Here is a 20,371-nt window from a genome sequence, read left to right as displayed (position 1 = left end):
GGGAACAAATACGGCAAATACAATAAATGTGCCGCGTTCATGAAGGTTCCCCAGTTAAACCTGTCTAACTTTTTGGATTCAAAAGGAACACCTTGTACCTTGCGGTTGTTTATAACAAGTCTAAATAAAGCAGAGACAGGTGCAGAAAGACCAAAAGAGCGTGCGGGATCTGAAGATAGGGGAGAAGGGCATTATCTGTTGCCTCACCGACCCTGATATGTCTTTGAAACTGCTGGAGATGGGCTGTATTCCGGGCGAAGAGGTGAAACTCAACAGCCGAGCCCCGCTAGGCGATCCCATTACCATCATTGTGAACGATTACACCCTTTCCCTGCGTTTAGACGAAGCTGCTACCATCAAGTTAAAGGCTTAGTCTATGTCCCAAGTTCTTGCTCCGGCTCCTGCCTCCGTTCCGCGTCCCGCTACCAGCACGCCCCGTACAGCCGTTGCCAAGATTGCCCTCATCGGGAACCCGAACTCCGGGAAAACCTCTCTGTTCAACCACTTAACGGGCCTCAACCAGAAGGTAGGGAATTTTCCGGGGGTAACGGTAGACAAGAAGACGGGCCTCACTAACCTCACGCCCAACCTTCGGGCCCAGGTCATTGACCTGCCCGGCACCTATAGCCTGTACCCGAAATCACTGGATGAAAAGGTCATCATTGACCTGCTGCATGATAAGAAGTCCGCGTTTTACCCAGACGTGCTCATCATCACCGCAGATGCCTCTAACCTTAAGCGCAACCTCCTGCTTTTCACCCAACTCGCCGACCTGAAGATTCCGGCGGTGCTGGCCCTGAACATGATGGACGTAGCCGAGAAGCACGGCGTAAAGATAGACATAGCCGAACTGCAGCAAGAACTGGGCGTGCCCGTGGTGCCGGTGAATGCCCGTACCGGCGGCGGCATAGCAGCCCTCAAGATTTTGCTTTCCCAGCAGCTGGAGGCAACCACGCCCACCTTCTTTAAGATACCCGAAGACCTGCTGGTGATGGTGCGCCAGATACGCTACTACTTTGAGCTGAGCAATGATTATCTGGCTTGGCACTACGCCCACCAATACCAGAAACTGTCTTTCCTCTCTGAGGATGACAAGGCCTACATTGCTGATCTAGTAAAGAAATACGGGTTTCAGTCTAACGCGCAGCAGGCCGCCGAAACCATTGACCGCTACACCCGCATCAACACGTTGTTGCTGGATGCCATGCGCGTGACCAAGGCCGAAAACAACGAGCAGATCAGCAACAAGATTGACCAGGTGCTTACGCACAAGGTCTTTGGCTACCTCATTTTCTTTGGCGTGCTGTTCATGATCTTCCAGGCCATCTTCGCCTGGGCGGCTTACCCCATGGACCTGATTGACGGCGGGGTGGCCACACTCAACGCCTGGATCCATACCCAAGCCGATGGTCCGCTGGTGGATTTGCTCACCGACGGCGTGCTGGCCGGTCTGGGCGGCGTCCTGATCTTCATTCCGCAGATTGCGCTCTTGTTCGCCTTTATTGCCGTGCTGGAGGAAACCGGTTACATGGCGCGGGTCACGTTCCTCATGGACAAGATCATGCGTAAGTTCGGGCTCAATGGCAAAAGCGTGGTGCCGCTGATCTCGGGCGTGGCATGCGCCGTGCCGGCTATTATGGCTACCCGCACCATTGACAACTGGAAAGACCGCATGATCACCATCTTTGTGACGCCGCTCATGAGCTGTTCGGCGCGTCTGCCCATCTATACCATCATGATTGCACTGGTGGTACCGGAGACCTATTTCCTGGGTTTCCTGAGCCTGCAGGGCCTGGTGCTCATGGGCCTGTACCTGATTGGGTTCCTGGCGGCTATATTCTCGGCGGCCATGCTCAAGTGGGTGCTCAAGACCAAGGAGCGGAGCTACTTCATCATGGAGTTTCCTACCTATAAAATGCCTCGCTGGAAAAACGTGGGCCTTACCATTGTAGAGAAAGTAAAAGCGTTTGTATTTCAGGCTGGTAAAGTGATTCTGGCTATCTCCGTCATCCTGTGGGTGATGTCTTCGTACGGTCCGGGCAGCTCTATGGAAAAAGCAGAAGCCCGCGCTACCTCAGAGCTAAAGACCTTGAACCTGAATGAGGCAGATGCCAGCGCGCATATTGCCGGGCAAAAACTGGAGGCCTCGTATGCTGGTCAGTTTGGCAAGTTCATTGAGCCGGCCATCAAGCCGCTGGGCTATGACTGGAAACTGGGTATTGCCTTGCTTACTTCCTTTGCCGCCCGTGAGGTGTTTGTGGGTACCATTTCCACCATTTACAGCGTAGGCGATTCTGAGAACATTGCCACCGTCAAAGAGAAGCTGATGGCCCAGAAAGACGAATTCGGGCAGCCGTTCTTTACCCCGGCGCGCGCGTTCTCCCTGCTTATCTTCTACGTGTTTGCCATGCAGTGCATGAGTACCCTGGCCGTGGTGTACCGCGAGACCAAAGGCTGGAAGTGGCCCATCATGCAACTGGTTTACATGACCGGCCTGGCCTATGTGTCAGCGTTTCTGGTGTTCAGGTTGTTCTCCTAGAACTTCCCGTTTTGGGCCTGTTTTTCAGAAAACAGGCCCAAAACGCACTCTTTGAATAGGTCAAGCCGTAAGCGGGCCTCCGGTGAACCATTGGGTGCTGGGCTCCGTTTCTTTATAGGCAGATGCGCTTCGCCGCGGGCTTTTGTCCCGGGGCTTCCTCCCCTAGAAAATTATTTTTCCAGCAACTTCTACGGTTCATCCTGCGCTGTTGCTTGTGTTTCAGTGGATTTATTTGTACATTTGTGCGATTAAAGTGAAATGGAGGGGACGAGAGAGTCCCCCTTTTTATTTGTTACCCAGATCGCGAATGGCCTTAGACCAGAAAACAATAGCAGATTTTGCGCAGGAAGCGTTGCCGGAACCGGACTTGTTCCTGGTGTCGGTGCACGTGTCTGACACGCCGGTGCGGCCCAAGGTAACTATCCTAGCAGATGGCGACCAGGGCATTACCATCCAGCAGTGCGCCAAGATCAGCCGCCGGGTGTCCAAGAGAATTGAGGAAGTGTACGGCGAAGACATGGAGTATTCCATTGAGGTTTCCTCGCCGGGCGTTGACTACCCGCTCACAGAGGCTCGCCAGTTTGCCAAGAACGTAGGTCGCAACATTAAAATTACTCTGGCTGGCGGCGCCGAGAAAGTGGGCGTGCTGCAGGAAGTACTAGAAGACGGAATTTTATTTGCCGAAGAGGTAAAACAGAAACATAAGGTGTCTTTGCAGGAGCCCGTGAAAGTGCCCTACCTAGACATTGTGAAAGCGCAGATTGTAATCTCTTTTAAATAAGAAAGACATGGATAGTTCAATATTAATCGAATCGTTTGCGGAGTTCGCGAAGTTCAAGAACATAGACCGCCCTACCATGATGCGGATCTTGGAGGACGTATTCCGTACAATGATCCGGAAGAAATGGACGACAGATGAGAATTTTGACATCATCCTGAACGTAGAGAAAGGTGACCTGGAAATCTGGCGTAACCGCGAGATCGTGGATGATAACTCAGAGGATATCTGGGACGATGACAAGATTCCGTTGTCTGAGGCCCGCAAGATTGAGCCCGACTTTGAGGTAGGCGAAGAGGTTTCTGAGCTGATCAAGCTGGAAGACTTCGGCCGCAGAGCCGTGTTAACCGCCCGCCAGACCTTGATCCAACGCGTGAAAGACCTGGAGAAAGACCTGTTGTACCAAAAATACAAAGACCAGGTAGGGGAGATCATCTCCGGCGAGGTCTATCAGGTATGGAACCGCGAGGTGTTGATTCTGGACTCAGAAGACAACGAGCTTCTGATTCCTAAGTCTGAGCAGATCCCCAAAGACCGTTACCGCAAAGGTGACGTGGTGCGGGCGGTAGTGCAGCGCGTAGAGATCATCAACGGTAATCCCAAGATCATTCTTTCCCGTACTTCTCCGCAGTTTCTGGAGCGTTTGTTTGAAGGCGAAGTGCCTGAGATTTTTGACGGTTTAATCACCATCAAAAAAATTGTGCGCGAGCCCGGCGAGCGTGCCAAAGTTGCCGTAGAGTCTTATGATGACCGCATTGACCCGGTAGGGGCTTGCGTGGGCATGAAAGGTTCACGTATCCACACCATTGTGCGGGAGTTGGAGAACGAGAACATTGACGTGATCAACTACACAGACAACATGGAGCTGTACATCCAGCGGGCGTTGAGCCCTGCCAAGATCAGCAGCATCAAGATAAACGAGGAAAGCGGGCGCGCCTCTGTGTTCCTGAAACCAGACCAGGTATCACTGGCTATTGGTAAGGGCGGGCAGAACATCAAACTTGCCAGTAAGCTGGTGGGTCTGGAGATTGACGTGTTCCGTGAAACCGAAGGATTTGAAGAAGATATTGACCTGACTGAGTTCTCTGATGAGATTGAGGCCTGGGTTATTGACGAACTGAAGCGTATTGGTCTGGATACAGCCCGCAGCGTGATGGCCGTCAGCAAGGAGGATTTGGTGCGCAGGACGGAACTGGAAGAAGAAACCGTGGAAGACTTGCTCAACATTATCCGCCAGGAGTTCGATTCAGAAGAAAGCAACAACAACTAGTGGTGCGCTTTATGTGCCGGGTTATTTGATCTGACCGGAAGGATGGGAGCCGTTTTGGGCCTGTTTTCCGGGAATTAGGTTAAAAACGCGAAGTCGTCATGGCCGCCCATCCTTTTCATGAGTAAGAAACAAGTAACTACAAAAAGTAAATCATAACAGCATATTTGAACATGTCAGAAGAAAGATCGATGAGGCTTAAACAGGTAGCAACCACCTTGAACATCAGTACCTCCACGGTGGTGGAGTTCCTGGAGAAAAAGGGGGTTGATGTCGAGAATAAACCTACTTCAAAAATTACCCCGGAGCAGTTCAATATGCTGTCGAAAGAGTTTGCTTCCTCTATGCAGGCCAAGGCCGAGGCGGCAGAGCTGAACATCCCCGGGAAAAAGCCCGCCGAGGTAGAGCCTAAGGCTGAACCTAAGCGCCAGCAAGAGCCCGAGCAGGAGATGCTCATCAAGTCTAACCAGGTGAGACCGCAGGCAGAGGCGCCTAAGCCAGCTGCCCCGGTAGCACCTGCTACGCCAGAGCCCGCCCCGGTAGCGGCTTCTCTGCCCGGCATTAAAGTGTTAGGCAAGATTGAGCTAGATGCCAAAGGCAGACCGGTTCCGGCAAAACCGGCGCCCGCTCCTGCGGCAGCAGCCCCAGCCCCGGCTCCGGTAACTGCTCCAGCGCCTGAGGCTAAAGCCCCGGAAGCGCCAGAGGCCCCGGTTGCTCCGGCAAAACCAGTAGAGGCCCCTGCGGCAGAGAAGCCGGTTACCCCGGCACCCGCTCAGCCAGCTCCGGCCGCTGCTCCAGTAGCAGAAGCAAAAGCCCCAGAGGCTAAAGCGCCTGAGGCACCCGTAGCTGCCGCTCCGGTAACTCCGGCTGCGCCAGCTCCCTCAGCGGCTCCGGCCCCTGCGGCAGAAGCCCCTAAGGCTGCTGCCCCGGCACCAGCAGCTCCTGCTGCACCCGCACCAGCCACTCCTGCGCCCGCCGCTGCCGCTCCGGCAGCGCCCGCACCAGAGGCCGCCGCAGAGCCAGAAGCACCCCAAGAAACCATAAAAGCCCAGGCAGATCAGCTGAAAGGCTTAACTGTATTAGGTAAAATAGAATTGCCGGTAAGCGGCGGACGTGGCAAAGGCGGTAAGCCGGTAGCCTCCTCAGATGAGCGTCGTCGTGGAAACCAACCAGGTGCCCCAGGCCAGGCAGGCCAGGGCCAGGGTCAAGACAAGAAAAAACGCAAGCGCATTGAAGTGCCTAAACCAGGTGCTCCAGGTGCAGCTGCCCCTAATCCTAACCAGCCTCAGGCACACCGCGCGGGTGACAGAGCTACCAGCACCCGTCCGTTAGGAACTGGTCAGGCAGCTAACCGTCAAGGCGGTGCCGGCGGACCAGGCGGCCCACGCCCAGGAGGCGGTGGTTACCAGGGTAACCGTCCAGGTGGCGGACCAGGTGGTCCACGTCCGGGTGGACCAGGCCAGCGTCCGGGAGGCCCATCGGCCCCACGTGCTGAGTTAACGGATAAGGAAATCCAGGATCAGATTAAAGCAACGCTGGCTCGTTTGAGCGGTGGTAAAGGTGGTAACCAAGGTAACCGCGCCAAGTACCGTCGTGAGAAACGTTCTGCCGTGGCAGATGCCGCTGATGAGCGCAGAATGCAGGAACAATTGGAATCTAAGATTCTAAAAGTAACTGAGTTCGTGTCTGCCAATGACCTTGCCTCTTTAATGGACGTGAGCGTCAATGAAGTGATCAAGACCTGTATGAATTTGGGCATGTTCGTGTCCATCAACCAGCGTCTAGATGCCGAGGCCATCACCATCATCGCAGATGAATTTGGCTATGACATCCAGTTTGCCACGTCTGAAGACGAAGAGAACATTGGTGTAGAAGAAGTAGATGCCGAAGAGGATCTGAAACACCGCGCTCCAATTGTGACTATCATGGGTCACGTGGATCATGGTAAGACCTCTTTGCTTGACTACATCAGAAACTCTAAGGTAACCGCCGGTGAGGCCGGAGGTATTACCCAGCACATTGGCGCTTACCAGGTAACCACAGATACCGGTAAGAACATCACCTTCCTGGATACACCGGGTCACGAAGCCTTTACGGCCATGCGTGCCCGTGGTGCCAAGGTAACCGACGTGGTTATTATTGTGGTAGCGGCAGACGATAACGTGATGCCACAGACCAAGGAAGCCCTGAACCATGCGCAAGCAGCCGGGGTGCCTATTGTGATTGCCATTAACAAGATTGATAAGCCTGCCGCCAACCCAGACAAGATTCGTGAGGAACTTGCCCAGTTGAACGTACTGGTAGAAGAGTGGGGTGGTAAATACCAATCTCAGGAAATATCCGCTAAAACCGGACAAGGCATTGATGAACTCTTGGAGAAAGTATTGCTGGAAGCAGAATTACTTGATCTGAAAGCCAATCCAGACCGCCGTGCCGTGGGTACTGTGATTGAAGCCGCCTTGGACAAAGGCCGCGGTTACGTAGCCACCGTGTTGGTACAAACCGGAACCCTCTCTATTGGGGATATTCTGGTAGCTGGTTCACACTACGGTAGGGTGAAAGCGATGACCGACGTATTGGGTCGCCGCCATAAGACCGCCGGACCTTCCATGCCTATCCAGGTATTGGGTATTGACGGCGCGCCGCAGGCAGGTGACAAGTTCCAGGTGATGGAGACGGAGCGTGAAGCCCGTGAGATTGCCGTAGGACGTCAGCAGTTGCAGCGTGAGCAGAGCATGCGGACCAAGAAACACATTACTCTGGATGAGATCGGTCGTCGTTTGGCCATCGGTACGTTCAAGGAACTGAATGTGATTGTACGCGGTGACGTGGATGGTTCCGTAGAGGCCCTTTCTGACTCCTTACTGAAACTGTCTACTGAAGAGGTGCAGGTGAACATCCTGTCTAAAGGCGTGGGTCAGATCTCAGAGACAGACGTCATGCTGGCTTCGGCCTCAGACGCCATCATCATTGGTTTCCAGGTACGTCCTTCGGCCAGTGCGCGTAAGTTGGCAGAGAACGAGCAGATTGATATCCGCCTGTACTCTATCATCTACAACGCCATCAATGAGGTGAAAGACGCCATGGAAGGTATGTTGGCACCAACAGTACAAGAAGTGGTAGTGGCCAACGTAGAGGTTCGGGATGTATTCAAAATCACCAAGGTGGGTACTATTGCCGGCTGTATGGTGACGGACGGTACTATCACCAGAAACTCCAAAATACGTCTGGTACGTGATGGTATTGTGGTTCACTCCGGAGAGATCCTGGCCCTTAAACGCTTCAAAGACGATGCGTCTGAGGTGAGACAAGGCTACGAGTGCGGTATCAGTATCAAGAACTTCAATGACCTGAACGTAGGTGACGTGATTGAAGCATACGAAGAGCGTGAGATCAAACGTACGCTGTAACCAGCTGCCGCTCTAGATTTAGTGTTATAATGAAGGCCTCTCCTGCAAAGGAGAGGCTTTTTGTTTTGAGGGTGTTTTGGCGAAAACGGGCTTAAAACGGTTTTTCTGTGTGCACAGTCATTGCGCTGTTTTTGGTGTTATGCCGTTGTTGGTGTTCCTAGGGGCCAACGACTGAAACTGCTTCTCCTTCTACCATTGCGCTTTTACTCTCTATTCTCTTACTGCCAAGCCTCCAGCCTGAAGTGGCGCCCGGCTGGCGTCTGTCACTTTTCTCCTTGATGAGAAAAGTAACCAAAAGAATCAAGAAGCCCCGAACTCGCTGCCGCTCAGATAGGCGGGGCTTCTACGCGGTACCACCGGGCAACCGTCCTCTGTTCCATTGGGAGCTTAGGCTACTGCCACTCATTCCGCCGCTGCTTGCCCCTGCCCATGCTTCGGGCTACGCGGTGGCGGCCCTCCGCCAGGTGCGGGGCAGGTGAGCCCGCTGCTACTCGATTGGTTGCAATGCATTTATCGCCCGGCGGGATGAAGAAAGGTAGGGACAGGGCTTGACCTGTCCGTGGTTCCAGTTGTAATAGACATGTTCTTTCTAATAACCTGGGAACAGGTTTTGAAACTGCGCCTCTTTTAAAAGCAGCTAAAAAGCTTTCTAGCATTTCCACCGCTTAACCATAGGGGCCCAAAGCAAAAGCCCCTTTCATGTACATGAAAGGGGCTTTTGCTTTGGGGAAAGTAAGTTGATATTTAGAAGATCAGAAACTTGCGGTCGCGTTTGTTCAGGGTCTGTTGGTAGATGCGGCCGTCTGGGTTGTCCTGGTCAATCAGTCTTTTTGATTTCTTAGGCAATGCTCTCTTGGGAGTGCTTTTGGTCTTGTATTCGGTGATCTTGAAACGGCCTGTCCCAGTTTCAAATTGGTTGTCTGGAAGGGAGGTGACGGACCTGGAAGTCATGCCGCCGCTGGTTTTGGCAGAGGCAATGGCTTTCTGTTTTTCCAGAAGCATCTGGCGGTCTACGTTGCCGGTTGCTACTTCCCCTTTCTTCATTCCATCTGGCCCTAATCGGCTGGCTTTCGCTTTTTTGGAACTTTGGGCCATAGCATCTGGGGCAGTGGCTCCCAGCAGGAACAGCGCCATTACAAAAGCTACATTTCTGAAAGTTGTGATCATAAAAGTAAGAGGAAATTTTGGATATGTTTGGTAACGCGAAAGTAGGGTCAACTGTTCCGAAAGCGAAGCCTAAATTTGAAATAAATTTTATACTTTCCTAAGTTTTGAGGCTAAAATTATGGACAAGTAGGGTATTTTTCTGGGGTAAGAACCTAAGGGGATATTCTGTGTGGATTTCTTTATATTTGCGCCTCCGAGTTAGTACAAGTTACTTACGTTAGATAATAGCATATGACCCATTATAATAACCTTCTGCTTGAAAACAAGGGCGGTATTTTGTTTATCACGGTAAATCGTCCTAACAAGATGAATGCCCTCAATATTGAGACGGTAAAGGAAATAAACACGGCCTTTCAAGGAGTATACGATGATTCTGAGGTGAGGGGGGTTATTTTAACCGGGAGCGGCGAGAAGGCCTTTGTGGCCGGCGCTGACATTGCCGAGATTGCGGAACTGAACGAGGTGAACGGCAGACGCTTTGCCGAGCGCGGCCAGGACGTGTTCTCTATGATAGAGGAGTGCCCCAAGCCGGTCATCGCTGCGGTAAACGGGTTTGCCCTGGGCGGCGGCTGCGAGCTGGCCATGGCCTGCCATATTAGGGTAGCCAGTGAAAATGCGCGCTTCGGTCAGCCTGAAGTAAACCTGGGCCTGATCCCCGGTTACGGCGGTACCCAGCGCCTGACCCAGTTGGTGGGCAAAGGCAAAGCCATGGAAATGATGATGACCGGCGATATGATCTCGGCGGCGGAAGCTTGCGAGTTTGGATTGGTCAACCACGTAACCCAATCGGTAGATTTAATGCCTAAGTGCCTGGAGATCATGGAGAAGATTATTAGCAAGGCGCCTATTGCGGTAGGCATGATCGTGGACTGCGTGAATGCCTGGTATGACAAAGAAGAGCATGGCTACCAGACCGAGGCAAACTCCTTCAGCCGCTGCTGCGGCTCAGAAGACTTTAAGGAAGGAACCGCCGCGTTCCTGGAGAAACGTAAGCCTGAGTTCAAAGGCGAGTAATCCTTTCGGGTAAAAACCTGTTTCTGTAAATACTTTATCTGCTCCCGTTTTTGGCCTGTTTTATGGAAAACACGCCAAAAACGGGAGTCATCGTACATAAGCGTACCTGTTTGTTTTTCTGTTTTAACTTCTCTGATTAGCCTTATATGAGTATTGCGAAAAAGCTGGTAGGGCAAACGGCGGCGTATGGCTTGAGCAGTATTATAGGCCGGGCGCTCAATTACCTTCTGGTGCCCCTCTACACCGGCGTCTTCGCGCCCGAGGAGTACGGGGTAGTTACTAAGCTCTACGCCATTGTCGCGTTCCTGAACATTGTGTACACCTATGGCATGGAGACCGCCTTTTTCCGGTTTGCCAATAAGCCGGGCGTGGACCGGCAGGCGCTATACCACAAGGTGCAAACGCTTATTATTACCTCCAGCCTTGTCTTGACAGCCGCCTTTGTGCTGTACGCTTCCCCTATTGCAGCGGCCCTGGGCTACACGGGGAAGGAGAAATACATTATCTGGCTGGCTATTACCATGGCCGTAGATGCCATCTCGGCTATTCCGTTTGCACGCCTGCGGCTGGAGAACAAGGCAGCCCGGTTTGCCATCATCCGGCTTACCAATATCTTTCTGGTGATAGGCGGCAACCTGTTTTTTCTGCTCTTCTGCCGACAAGTGTACGAGGGTAAATACCTGCAGGAGCTAAGACCGCTAATAACGACCATCTATGACCCTGAATTGGGGGTAGGGTATATCTTCCTGGTAAACATGGTGGCCAATCTTTTGTTTATTCCCATGCTCTGGCGCGAGTTCTCAGACTTTAAGTTCAAGCTGGATCTGAAGGAGATGTGGCCTATGCTGGTGTATGCGTTCCCTATCCTGGTGATGGGCATTGCCGGGGCTACCAATGAAATGCTGTCCAGGTTAATGCTGGAAGACTGGCTGCCCCCTAATTTCTACCCCGGGGTAAGCAACGAGAAGGCCTTGGGTATTTTTGGGGCCAACTACAAGCTGGCCATCATGATGAGTCTGATGATTCAGGCGTTCCGCTATTCGGCGGAGCCGTTCTTCTTCTCACAGGCCCAGGAAAAGAACTCGCCGGCCACCTTTGCCATGGTCATGCGCTGGTTTGTGATTGTCTGCGCCCTGGCGTATTTGGGCATCAGCGCCAACCTTGATATTTTTCAGTATTTCCTGGGGCAGAAGGCGTACCGCACGGGCATGGAAGTAGTACCGGTTCTGTTGCTGGCCTATCTGTTCAATGGCGTGTACTATAACCTCACGGTCTGGTTCAAGCTAACAGACAGGACCCATTACGGTACCTACATCACCATCTTTGGGGCCATTGTCACGGTTGTGGCCAACTTTCTGCTTATTCCGGTGTTGGGGTATATGGGAAGTGCCATTGCGGCGTTTCTCTGCTACTTTACCATGTCGGTGGTGTGTTACGTGATAGGGCAGAAGTATTTTCCAGTGCCATATCCGCTTATGGCTATCTTTGGCTACCTGGGGCTGGCCACCGGGCTTATCTGGCTGGCTAACGTAGTAGAGATTGATAATTTCTGGCTGGGCAACGCTTACCACATTGGGCTTTGCCTGGTATTTTTGGCCGTGGTCTGGGTAGTGGAAAAGCCGAAGGTCAGGGGAATAAATGCATAAATTACTATATTAGCTTTCTATGAACACCACCTTACCAGTAAAAGTCATCAACAGCGGCAAGCACGCGTTGCCTGCTTACGGGACACAACACTCGGCCGGGTTAGACCTGCGGGCCAACATTGAGGCGCCGGTCACGTTAAAACCCTTGCAGCGCGTACTTATTCCTACGGGACTCAGCATTGAACTGCCAGAAGGACATGAGGCGCAGATAAGGCCCCGCAGCGGCCTGGCCTACAAGCACGGCATTTCCATTGTCAACAGCCCCGGCACCATAGACGCAGATTACCGCGGCGAGATCAAGGTGCTGTTGGTAAACCTCTCAGACACTGATTTTGTGGTGGAAGACGGGGAACGGATTGCCCAGATGGTAGTGGCGCGGTATGAACGCATAGCCTGGGAGACGGCGGATGAGTTAACAGAGACTGAGCGCGGCGCCGGCGGTTACGGTAGTACCGGAAAACACTAGAAGCTTCGGTTTTTGCGCTATTTTCCTGAAAACGGCCTTAAATCAGAAATTACCTATATCTAAAATGTGGTCTGTCCGTAGGTAGGCCATACTTAAGCAACCTATATTTTAAGATTTACTATGAGAATTATTGTACCAATGGCCGGCATGGGCAAACGCATGCGTCCCCACACCCTTACTGTTCCTAAGCCGCTTATTCCCATTGCGGGCAAACCCATTGTGCAGCGTTTGGTGGAAGACATTGCCAAGGTGTGCCAGGAGCCCATTGAAGAGGTGGCCTTTATCATAGGCAACTTCGGGGAGGAAGTAGAGGCACGCCTGCTCAAGATTGCCGAGTCTGTTGGGGCAAAAGGTTCTATCCATTACCAGGACGAGCCATTGGGTACGGCCCATGCCATTCTGTGCGCCAAAGATGCCCTGAGAGGCAATGTGGTAGTGGCCTTCGCCGATACCCTGTTCAAAGCCGACTTTACCTTAGACACTTCTGCCGAAGGAACGATCTGGGTACAGAAAGTGGAAGATCCGCGTCCGTTTGGCGTAGTGAAACTGAACGAGCAGGGTCAGATCACCGAGTTTGTGGAGAAACCGCAGGATTTCGTGTCTGACCTGGCCATTATTGGTATCTATTACTTCAAAGACGGCGAGTACCTGCGCGATGAGCTGCAGTACCTGCTGGACCATGACATTAAAGACAAAGGCGAGTACCAGCTGACCAACGCCCTGGAGAACATGAAGAGCAAAGGTTCTGTGTTTATCCCGGGCCCTATCTCTGAGTGGCTGGACTGCGGAAACAAAGACGCCACCGTGTTTACCAACCAGCGGTATTTGGAATACATCCAGGATGAGGAAGGCTTGGTGTCTAAGTCAGCAAAGATCACCAACTCCGTAGTGATCCCTCCGGTTTATATTGGTGAAAACGTGGTATTGCACAATTCTGTGGTAGGTCCGCACGTTTCCATAGGTAACAACACGCAGGTGAACGGATCAGTGGTGAGCAACAGCATTGTGCAGGAGAACAGTAAAATTAATCATGCGCATATCGCTAACTCAATGCTGGGGAATTTCGTTGTATATGAGGGGATTCCAACTGACTTAAGCCTAGGCGATTACAACGTCTTGCGTGGCTAGATAGGGAATAAATTTTTATGTGGAAGAGAGGACTCACGGTAGTGGCCGCTTTGTGCGGGTTGGTGGTAGCGGGAGAAAAAAGCTATGCCCAGTCTGAGCGTAAGAAGGAGAAAAGCACAGTCACCTCGGCTGCGCCTTCCCCTGCGTTAAGCCCGCAAGAGCAGCAGCTAAGTGAGTCCTATTTTCTGGAAGGCATGAAGTTCTTTGTGCTGGAGGAATATAACAAGGCCCTGGACCGGTTCCAGCGCGCCTATGCCATCAGTCCAGACAACGCCGGGGTCAACTACAAGCTAGCTGAAACCAGTCTGCTGCTGGGCAGTGCCCGCGGGGCCCTTCCCTTTGCCAAAGCCGCGGTAGAGCTGGAACCCAAGAACCCGTATTACCACCTGCTGCTGGCCCAGATCTACACCAACCAACAGCAGATTGATGAGGCCATAAAGGTGTACGCCCGCCTCACCCAGGAACTGCCCAACACCCAACAATACCTCTTCAACCTCACCGACCTGTACCTGGCCAAGAACCGCCTGGACGATGCCTTGCGTACGCTCAACCAGATTGAGGAAAGCTACGGCATGGTAGAGGAAATCTCCTTCAAAAAGCAACAGATCTACCTTAAGCAGAACAACCTGGACAAGGCCCTGAAGGAAGGGGAGAACCTCATCAAATCCAACCCAGAGGAAATACGCTACCTGCTGGCGCAGGCCGAGATTCTGGCCGCTAATAAACGCGTGCCAGATGCGGTGAAAGTAGCCGAACAGGCGCTCAAGGTAGATCCGCAGAATGCCTATGGCCGGCTTATGCTGGCAGATTTGCTCCAACAACAGGGCAAGACAGCAGAGGCCGACACCCAACTGGAACTGGCGTTTAAGAACCCGGCCCTGAACATTGACGCCAAGGTGAAGATTCTGGTGGACTACATCCGGCGGCTGCCAAATGAAAAAGTAGCGGGCCAGGCCATTAAGCTGGCCGACCTCACCACCAAGGCCCACCCCCAGGAAGCCAAGGCATTCGCCGTGGCCGGCGATATCTATGTGAACACAGATAAGAAACTGCCTGCCCGTGACCATTACCTGAAAGCGGTGGCCCTGGACCCGGGGCATTACAAGATCTGGCAGCAGATTGTCTTCCTGGACGGGGAGATGAACCAGAATGATTCCCTCATTGCCCATTCAGAGCGCGCGCTGGAGTTCTTCCCTAACCAACCTATTTTCTGGTTCTACAACGGCACGGCCCACCTCATCACCAAGAATTACACTAAGGCCGTTAAGTCTTTGGAGTATGGCCGGCGCCTGGCTGGTAACAACGCCGACCTGCAGTTGCAGTTCAACCTGCAGTTAGGCGATGCTTACCATTCTCTGCAGCAGTTTGAGCAGTCTGACCAGGCGTATGAGAACGTGCTGTCCATAGACCCCAAGAACCCGCACGCGCTTAACAACTACAGTTACTTTTTGTCCCTTAGGGGGCAGAACCTGGTAAAGGCCAAGGCCATGGCTGGTTCATTGGTGGCGCAGTATCCAGACAATGCCACGTACTTAGATACCTATGCGTGGGTGTTATATAAAATGAAAGAGTACCAGGAGGCAAAGCGCCTGCTGGAAAAAGCGGTGGCTGTTTCATCAGATGCCGCTATTATTGAGCACTACGGGGACGTACTTTACCAATTGGGCCAGCGTGATCTGGCGCTCAAGCAGTGGGTGCGGGCCAACCAGGTAGGCGGTGCCTCAGAGGGCATCAGCAAGAAGATAAAAGACAAGAGACTATATGAGTAGGAGCAGATACGTATGCGCGTTAGGGTTAAGTTTATTGGTGTTGATAGGTTGTCAAAAGAAGATGGTGCCGGGTGCCTCTGGGGCCATTGCGCCGGAAAACATGAACAACATCAACGTGGTCAACACAGACTACACCTATTTAACGGCAAAAGGTAAGCTGCAGAGCGAGCACAGCAATCTAAGTGCAAACCTCACCATACGTATGAAGAAAAACGAGGTCATCTGGGCCTCGGTTCAGGCCTTCGGTTTTGAGGCCGCCCGTCTTAAAGTCACGCCAGACTCAGTATACATTGTTAATAGACTGAAGGAAGAGTATCTGATAGGCTCCTATGAGGTGCTGCGACAGCGCTACAACGTAGACGTAGATTTCAACACGCTGCAGGAAATCCTGATCGGGAATTTTGTACCAGGAGAGGCAGACAAGGTAAAGCTGGAACAGGACGGCCCCATGCAGCACGTACGCACCCTGCGCACCAACCTGCAGTTGGACCAGTTTGTAGACACCACCCGCTTTAAGCTCAAACGCGCCGAGGTGCGCAACCTGCAGAACAAAGACTACATGTCTGTGGATTACCAGGATTTTGAAGACGTGAACGGCAAGCCTTTTGCCATGGCGCTGCTGCTTTCCATTCAGCAGCCAGAGGGGAACTCGGCCAAAACATCAGTGGTGGCGGTGAAGCACCGGCAGGTTTCCACGTCTGAAACTTCCCTGGATTTTCCTTTTTCTGTACCTTCGAACCATGAACGTAAATAGGGCGGGGGTACTTTATCTTTTTTTATTCTTTTTCTTGGTTGGTTTCTATTCTGCCGATGCGCAGCAAAAGAAGACCACCCGTACCCCTTCCAAAACCACTTCAAAGACAAAAAAGGCGCCGGTAAAAAGCAAAGCGCAGCTGGAGCGGGAGAAAAACGCCAACCTGAAACGTATTCAGGAGGCTAACCGCATTCTGGCACAGACCGCCCAGAAAAAGCAGGCCTCTTTGGGCCAGCTGAACGTGATCAAAGAAAAAATCACGGTGCAGAAGGGCGTCATCAAAAACATTTCCTCAGAGATTGTCTACCTCAACAAAGACCTTAGAACCACAGAGGAGAAAGTAGCCGATACCCAAATGGATCTGGAGCGGCTCAAAAAGGAGTACGCCCGCCTGATTTATGCCGCCTCCAAAACGGCCAACAGCTACAACAAACTCATGTTCCTGTTCGCGTCAGATTCCTTTAACCAGATGATGCGGCGCATGCGCTACCTGCGGCAGTACACTGAGGCCCGCAAGGAGCAGGCGGCCGCCATTGAAGCCACCCAGCAGAACCTGAGCCAGCACCTCAATACCCTCACCTCCCAGAAAAAGCAAAAGAAAAGCCTGCTCAACGTGCAGCTCAGCGAGAATAAGAACCTGCTTTCCATGCATGACCAGCAAGACCAGGTCATTCAACAACTGAGCATGCAGGAGCAGACCTTGAAGCAGGAAGTGGAGCAGCGCGAGCAGGCCGTAAGGCAATTGGATAGGTTGATCGCTAACATTGTGCGGGAGGAGATTGCCCGGGCTGCCCGTGCCGCCGAGGCCGCCGCCAAAGCCAGGGCCGCCCGTGAAGCCGCCGCCGCGGCAGCGGCTGCCGCAGCCGGTAAACCCGCCCCAGCCCCAAGCACCGCCAAAGCCCCCGTAAAAACCAGCACCAGCCGGGTAACCCTTACCCCGGAGGGAGAGATTGTCTCCTCCAACTTCGCAGGGAACAAAGGTCGCTTTGCCTGGCCAGTAGAGCGGGGCTTTATCTCGCAGCGCTTCGGGCGGCAGGCCCACCCGGTATTGAAAGGCGTGTATGTGCAGAACAACGGCGTCAATATCCAGACAGGGGCCAACGAAAAGGTAAGGGCCATTTTTGGCGGAAAAGTACTCACCATCCAGACCATACCCGGGATGAACAACATTGTGATGGTGCAGCACGGCGAGTACTTCACTATCTATGCCAAGCTACGCACCGTAAATGTGACCGAGGGCCAGGAAATCAGTGCCAAGCAAACCATTGGCAGTGTGTACACAGACGCCGAGGGCACCTCTGAGCTCCAGTTCCAGATCTGGAAAAACCAGGCCAACCTCAACCCAGAGGGCTGGCTGATCCGGAAATAAAATATCCTGTTTCGGGGCCGTTTTTGAGAAAACGGCCCCGAAACAGGATATCACTTCTTCTACACTTACCGCTTATAGATCAGGAACACGGCCGGCTGCTTATGCAGGTCAGGCACTTTGCCTTTCCAATCTGCCACGCGCAGGGTTTTAATGAACTCCGTGGGGCCCGTAATGTTGGCGGCAATGCAGAGTTTGGTGTCTTTGTTCAGATTCTGCAGCAGGTCCTCTATCATCTGCCTGTTGCGGTAAGGCGTCTCCATGAAAATCTGCGTCTGGTCTTTGAGGGCCATCTCTTTCTCCAGGTTCTTCAAGGCCCCAATGCGGTCACGCTTCTCAATAGGCAGGTAGCCGTGGAACGCAAACGACTGCCCGTTGAACCCAGAGGCCATCAAACCCATCAAAATCGCCGAAGGACCTACCAAGGGCACCACCTTCACCCCATGCTGGTGCGCTAGGCGCGCTAGCTCGGCCCCGGGGTCTGCCACGCCGGGACAACCCGCCTCAGAGATAACACCGGCGTCCTGCCCCGCCAAAAGCGGTTTAAGGGCCGCGGTGAGTTCGGCATCTGAGGAGTTCTTGTCAATGACCGTGATCTGCAACTCTTCTATGGTCTGGCTGGGTGCAATGGATTTGATGTAGCGCCGGGCCGTGCGGGCATTCTCCACCAGAAAGTATTTGAGCTGCGCCGTGACCTCGGCCACCTGCTGGCAGATCACCTGCTGGGCCGTGTCCTCGGCCAGTACCGTGGGGATTAGAAAAAGCGTGCCTTTGGCCGATGTGCTCATGTATTCTTGATTTGGCTTGTACTGAACGGGGAGAGTCTGTTGCCTTTATAACCTGATAATCTACGCCTGCAGAAACTCCATGGCTATACGGTAGAACTCCTCGGGTTGCTCAGCGTGGAGCCAGTGGCCGGCGTTCTCTATGGTTTTGATCTCCGCGGCCGGGAACAACGCCTTTATAGGGGCCAGGTCCTGATCAGGTTTAATGTAGCGGGAATTGGCGCCGCGCAGGAACAGCACTGGCTTGGTGAACGGGGTGGTAGATTCAATGGTGCTCAATACCTGGTCCAGGTTCTTTTCAATGGCATCCAGATTCAGGCGCCAGCCGAAGGTGTTGTCTTCTTTGCGGTACAGGTTTTTGAGAAGGAACATACGTGTGCCCAGGTCCGGTACCATCTCAGCCAGCTTGGTATCAGCGTCTTGGCGGCTCTGGATGGCGTTCAGGTCAATAGACCTAAAGCCGGCAATGATATCGTCATGGTGCGGCGGGTAGTGTTTAGGGGCTATGTCGGCGACCAGCAGTTTGGAAAGCTGGTCTGGGTGTTGCAGCGCGAAGTTCATGGCTACCTTTCCGCCCATGGAGTGGCCAATGATCAACGCTTCTTTTAACTGGTGCTGCTGAATGAATTCCAGCAGGTCATCAGACATGAGCTGGTAGCTGAACTCGTCTGAGTGCGGGGAGCGGCCGTGGTTGCGCAAATCAATCAGAAACACCTGGAAGTTCTCAGAGAACTGCTTGCCCAAAGTCTGCCAGTTGTCTAACGTGCCAAACAGGCCGTGCAGGATAAGAAGCGGTTGGCCCTGACCTAAGGTTTTATAGTTTAATTCCATGGAATAGCGAAGTGAGGTGAAGTATGGTTTAGGCCTGTTTTACAGAAAACAGGCCCATTTCGTTCGGGTTTGGTGCGGCACGCGCGGCCAGAGGGCCTTCAAGAGCTCAAGATCAATTAACAATGAGGTGATGATGACCTGCTGGCCGTCTGCCAGCGTGAGCGTGAGGTAGTGGTAGGAACTCCAGAAATAGCGGCGCGAAGGACAGCGGGTTTCCAGAATGTGCTGGATCTGCTGTTGGTTGAGCAGGTAGCGGCCGCCGGGCTGCAACAGCAAGGCGGTATTGGTTTCCTTTTCCAGCTCCAGGGCATTCTCCCGCTCATGGCGCCAGTACTGGAAATGCAGCAGCAAGGTGGGTAGCGCGAATAGAAACAGCACCACCCCCAAGCCAATGGCGATGCTTCTCTCAAGAGGCGTCACGCTTTGGTCACGGGCCAGCAGACTGATCATGGAACCACCCAGCCACGCGCTCAGCAACGACCAGAACACCTTCTTGAACTGCCGCATAGGCGACAGAAAGAATACGCGCTGCTGCTTGTTAAAGAACTTGGAAAAGAAACGCACCAGGTACTGCACCACTATGATCACAGCCGTGATCTTGAGCAGCACGCCTAACATAGGCCGCCTGTTTTAGGCCCGTTTTCTGGAAAACAGGCGAAAACTGAAAATAGCCGCATTAGTAGTTGAGTTGGCGCAGGTACAGCTGGATGGTGTTTTCCAGCCCGAAATACAAAGCGTCACAGATCAGGGCATGGCCAATGGAAACCTCGGCCAGGTTAGGCAGTTGTTCTTTGAGGTAGCGCAAGTTGTCCAGGTCCAGATCATGGCCGGCGTTCAGGCCCAGGTTCAGCTGCTGGGCCAGGCGGGCGGCCTGGGCGTAGGGCTTCACGGCTGCTTCGCGGTTAGTGTGGTAGTTGTGGGCGTACGCCTCGGTGTAGAGCTCAATGCGGTCGGTGCCGGTGTGGGCGGCGCCTTCTACCTGGGCCTCTACAGGGTCCACGAAGATGGAGGTGCGTATGCCTTCGGCCTTGAATTGGGCAATCACGTCTACCAAAAAGTCTTTGTGCTTGATTGTATCCCAGCCGGCATTGGAGGTGATGGCATCGGGGGCATCGGGCACCAGGGTCACCTGCTCGGGCTTCACGGCCAGCACTAGCTTGATGAAGTCGGGGGTGGGGTTTCCCTCAATGTTGAACTCGGTAGTCACCACGGCCTTTAAGTCGTATACATCCTGAAACCGGATGTGGCGCTCGTCTGGGCGGGGGTGCACCGTGATGCCCTGCGCCCCGAACCGCTCGCAGTCCAAGGCGGTTTGCACCACATTTGGTCTATTGCCACCGCGCGCATTCCGCAACGTGGCTATTTTATTTATATTTACGCTGAGTTTGGTCATGTTCGTCTTGCGTTAACGTTCCTCCTGTACGGGATGGGGCAAAGATAAAAGAAACTTG

Annotated in this window: 17 protein-coding genes; 12 read left to right on the top strand and 5 right to left on the bottom strand. The window is 53.1% G+C overall.

Features of this window, described 5'->3' with window-relative positions; all coding sequences use genetic code 11:
* Positions 1 to 139: 139 nt before the first annotated feature.
* From TH63_RS16535 to infB, 5 genes are all read left to right on the top strand, one after another.
* Complete coding sequence (locus TH63_RS16535; protein ID WP_231583493.1) at positions 140 to 373, top strand: FeoA family protein; 234 nt, start codon at positions 140 to 142, stop codon at positions 371 to 373.
* Positions 374 to 376: 3 nt separating this feature from the next.
* Positions 377 to 2,539, top strand: a complete 2,163-nt coding sequence (gene feoB, locus TH63_RS16530) for a ferrous iron transport protein B (protein WP_082161769.1) — start codon at positions 377 to 379, stop codon at positions 2,537 to 2,539.
* Between the two features lie 307 nt (positions 2,540 to 2,846).
* Positions 2,847 to 3,320 (top strand): ribosome maturation factor RimP, encoded by a 474-nt coding sequence (locus tag TH63_RS16525; protein WP_048921924.1) that lies wholly within the window; start codon positions 2,847 to 2,849, stop codon positions 3,318 to 3,320.
* Between the two features lie 7 nt (positions 3,321 to 3,327).
* Complete coding sequence (gene nusA / locus TH63_RS16520) at positions 3,328 to 4,587, top strand: transcription termination factor NusA (RefSeq protein WP_048921923.1); 1,260 nt, start codon at positions 3,328 to 3,330, stop codon at positions 4,585 to 4,587.
* Positions 4,588 to 4,757: 170 nt separating this feature from the next.
* Entirely contained in the window at positions 4,758 to 7,994 is a 3,237-nt protein-coding gene (gene infB, locus TH63_RS16515; RefSeq protein ID WP_048921922.1) for a translation initiation factor IF-2, read from the top strand.
* A 744-nt stretch (positions 7,995 to 8,738) separates the two neighbouring features.
* On the opposite strand, the gene TH63_RS16510 is transcribed toward infB, so the two are convergent.
* Positions 8,739 to 9,161, bottom strand: a complete 423-nt coding sequence (locus TH63_RS16510; RefSeq protein ID WP_156180664.1) for a metallophosphoesterase family protein — start codon at positions 9,159 to 9,161, stop codon at positions 8,739 to 8,741.
* Between the two features lie 231 nt (positions 9,162 to 9,392).
* On the opposite strand from TH63_RS16510, the gene TH63_RS16505 reads away from it, so the two are divergent.
* The 7 genes from TH63_RS16505 (at position 9,393) to TH63_RS16475 (ending at position 17,307) form a co-directional block, all read left to right on the top strand.
* A complete protein-coding gene (locus TH63_RS16505) occupies positions 9,393 to 10,175 on the top strand; it encodes an enoyl-CoA hydratase/isomerase family protein (RefSeq protein ID WP_048921920.1) in 783 nt (260 codons plus the stop codon).
* Between the two features lie 146 nt (positions 10,176 to 10,321).
* On the top strand, positions 10,322 to 11,821 hold the full coding sequence (locus TH63_RS16500; protein WP_048921919.1) for a lipopolysaccharide biosynthesis protein: 1,500 nt from the start codon (positions 10,322 to 10,324) through the stop codon (positions 11,819 to 11,821).
* Positions 11,822 to 11,840: 19 nt separating this feature from the next.
* Positions 11,841 to 12,287, top strand: coding sequence for a dUTP diphosphatase (gene dut, locus TH63_RS16495; RefSeq protein ID WP_048921918.1), 447 nt, complete (start codon positions 11,841 to 11,843; stop codon positions 12,285 to 12,287).
* A 120-nt stretch (positions 12,288 to 12,407) separates the two neighbouring features.
* Complete coding sequence (locus TH63_RS16490) at positions 12,408 to 13,415, top strand: sugar phosphate nucleotidyltransferase (RefSeq protein WP_048921917.1); 1,008 nt, start codon at positions 12,408 to 12,410, stop codon at positions 13,413 to 13,415.
* 17 nt (positions 13,416 to 13,432) lie between these two features.
* Positions 13,433 to 15,184: a tetratricopeptide repeat protein gene (locus tag TH63_RS16485; RefSeq protein ID WP_076606514.1), complete on the top strand. Its 1,752-nt coding sequence runs from the start codon at positions 13,433 to 13,435 to the stop codon at positions 15,182 to 15,184.
* A complete protein-coding gene (locus tag TH63_RS16480; protein ID WP_082161768.1) occupies positions 15,177 to 15,938 on the top strand; it encodes a DUF4292 domain-containing protein in 762 nt (253 codons plus the stop codon). Before TH63_RS16485 ends, TH63_RS16480 begins: the two co-directional genes overlap by 8 nt.
* Before the next feature lie 34 nt (positions 15,939 to 15,972).
* Positions 15,973 to 17,307 carry a murein hydrolase activator EnvC family protein gene (locus TH63_RS16475; protein ID WP_048922914.1) on the top strand — a complete coding sequence of 445 codons (1,335 nt, stop codon included), beginning with the start codon at positions 15,973 to 15,975 and terminating at the stop codon, positions 17,305 to 17,307.
* 65 nt (positions 17,308 to 17,372) lie between these two features.
* Here the strand turns inward: TH63_RS16475 and TH63_RS16470 are convergent, their stop codons facing one another.
* From TH63_RS16470 to TH63_RS16455, 4 genes are read right to left on the bottom strand one after another with little or no spacing between them, the layout of a single operon-like run.
* A complete protein-coding gene (locus TH63_RS16470) occupies positions 17,373 to 18,092 on the bottom strand; it encodes an SAM-dependent methyltransferase (RefSeq protein ID WP_048921915.1) in 720 nt (239 codons plus the stop codon).
* 60 nt (positions 18,093 to 18,152) lie between these two features.
* Positions 18,153 to 18,920, bottom strand: coding sequence for an alpha/beta fold hydrolase (locus TH63_RS16465; protein WP_048921914.1), 768 nt, complete (start codon positions 18,918 to 18,920; stop codon positions 18,153 to 18,155).
* Between the two features lie 39 nt (positions 18,921 to 18,959).
* Positions 18,960 to 19,538 (bottom strand): hypothetical protein, encoded by a 579-nt coding sequence (locus TH63_RS16460; RefSeq protein WP_048921913.1) that lies wholly within the window; start codon positions 19,536 to 19,538, stop codon positions 18,960 to 18,962.
* Positions 19,539 to 19,596: 58 nt separating this feature from the next.
* Positions 19,597 to 20,313 (bottom strand): pyridoxine 5'-phosphate synthase, encoded by a 717-nt coding sequence (locus TH63_RS16455; protein WP_048921912.1) that lies wholly within the window; start codon positions 20,311 to 20,313, stop codon positions 19,597 to 19,599.
* Between the last annotated feature and the right edge of the window lie 58 nt (positions 20,314 to 20,371).

The organism is Rufibacter radiotolerans (genome assembly GCF_001078055.1).
GTDB classification, from domain to species: Bacteria; Bacteroidota; Bacteroidia; order Cytophagales; family Hymenobacteraceae; genus Nibribacter; species Nibribacter radiotolerans.
Note: the sequence above shows the minus strand (reverse complement) of the source record. Positions and strands in the feature narration are given on the sequence as shown.

Excerpts from the sequence above, each read along its gene's own strand:
- feoB (WP_082161769.1), top strand. The coding sequence starts at position 377 with ATGTCCCAAGTTCTTGCTCCGGCTCCTGCCTCCGTTCCGCGTCCCGCT.
- TH63_RS16525 (WP_048921924.1), top strand. The coding sequence starts at position 2,847 with ATGGCCTTAGACCAGAAAACAATAGCAGATTTTGCGCAGGAAGCGTTG.
- nusA (WP_048921923.1), top strand. The coding sequence starts at position 3,328 with ATGGATAGTTCAATATTAATCGAATCGTTTGCGGAGTTCGCGAAGTTC.
- infB (WP_048921922.1), top strand. The coding sequence starts at position 4,758 with ATGTCAGAAGAAAGATCGATGAGGCTTAAACAGGTAGCAACCACCTTG.
- TH63_RS16510 (WP_156180664.1), bottom strand. The coding sequence starts at position 9,161 with ATGATCACAACTTTCAGAAATGTAGCTTTTGTAATGGCGCTGTTCCTG.
- TH63_RS16505 (WP_048921920.1), top strand. The coding sequence starts at position 9,393 with ATGACCCATTATAATAACCTTCTGCTTGAAAACAAGGGCGGTATTTTG.
- TH63_RS16500 (WP_048921919.1), top strand. The coding sequence starts at position 10,322 with ATGAGTATTGCGAAAAAGCTGGTAGGGCAAACGGCGGCGTATGGCTTG.
- dut (WP_048921918.1), top strand. The coding sequence starts at position 11,841 with ATGAACACCACCTTACCAGTAAAAGTCATCAACAGCGGCAAGCACGCG.
- TH63_RS16490 (WP_048921917.1), top strand. The coding sequence starts at position 12,408 with ATGAGAATTATTGTACCAATGGCCGGCATGGGCAAACGCATGCGTCCC.
- TH63_RS16485 (WP_076606514.1), top strand. The coding sequence starts at position 13,433 with ATGTGGAAGAGAGGACTCACGGTAGTGGCCGCTTTGTGCGGGTTGGTG.
- TH63_RS16480 (WP_082161768.1), top strand. The coding sequence starts at position 15,177 with ATGAGTAGGAGCAGATACGTATGCGCGTTAGGGTTAAGTTTATTGGTG.
- TH63_RS16470 (WP_048921915.1), bottom strand. The coding sequence starts at position 18,092 with ATGAGCACATCGGCCAAAGGCACGCTTTTTCTAATCCCCACGGTACTG.
- TH63_RS16465 (WP_048921914.1), bottom strand. The coding sequence starts at position 18,920 with ATGGAATTAAACTATAAAACCTTAGGTCAGGGCCAACCGCTTCTTATC.
- TH63_RS16460 (WP_048921913.1), bottom strand. The coding sequence starts at position 19,538 with ATGTTAGGCGTGCTGCTCAAGATCACGGCTGTGATCATAGTGGTGCAG.
- TH63_RS16455 (WP_048921912.1), bottom strand. The coding sequence starts at position 20,313 with ATGACCAAACTCAGCGTAAATATAAATAAAATAGCCACGTTGCGGAAT.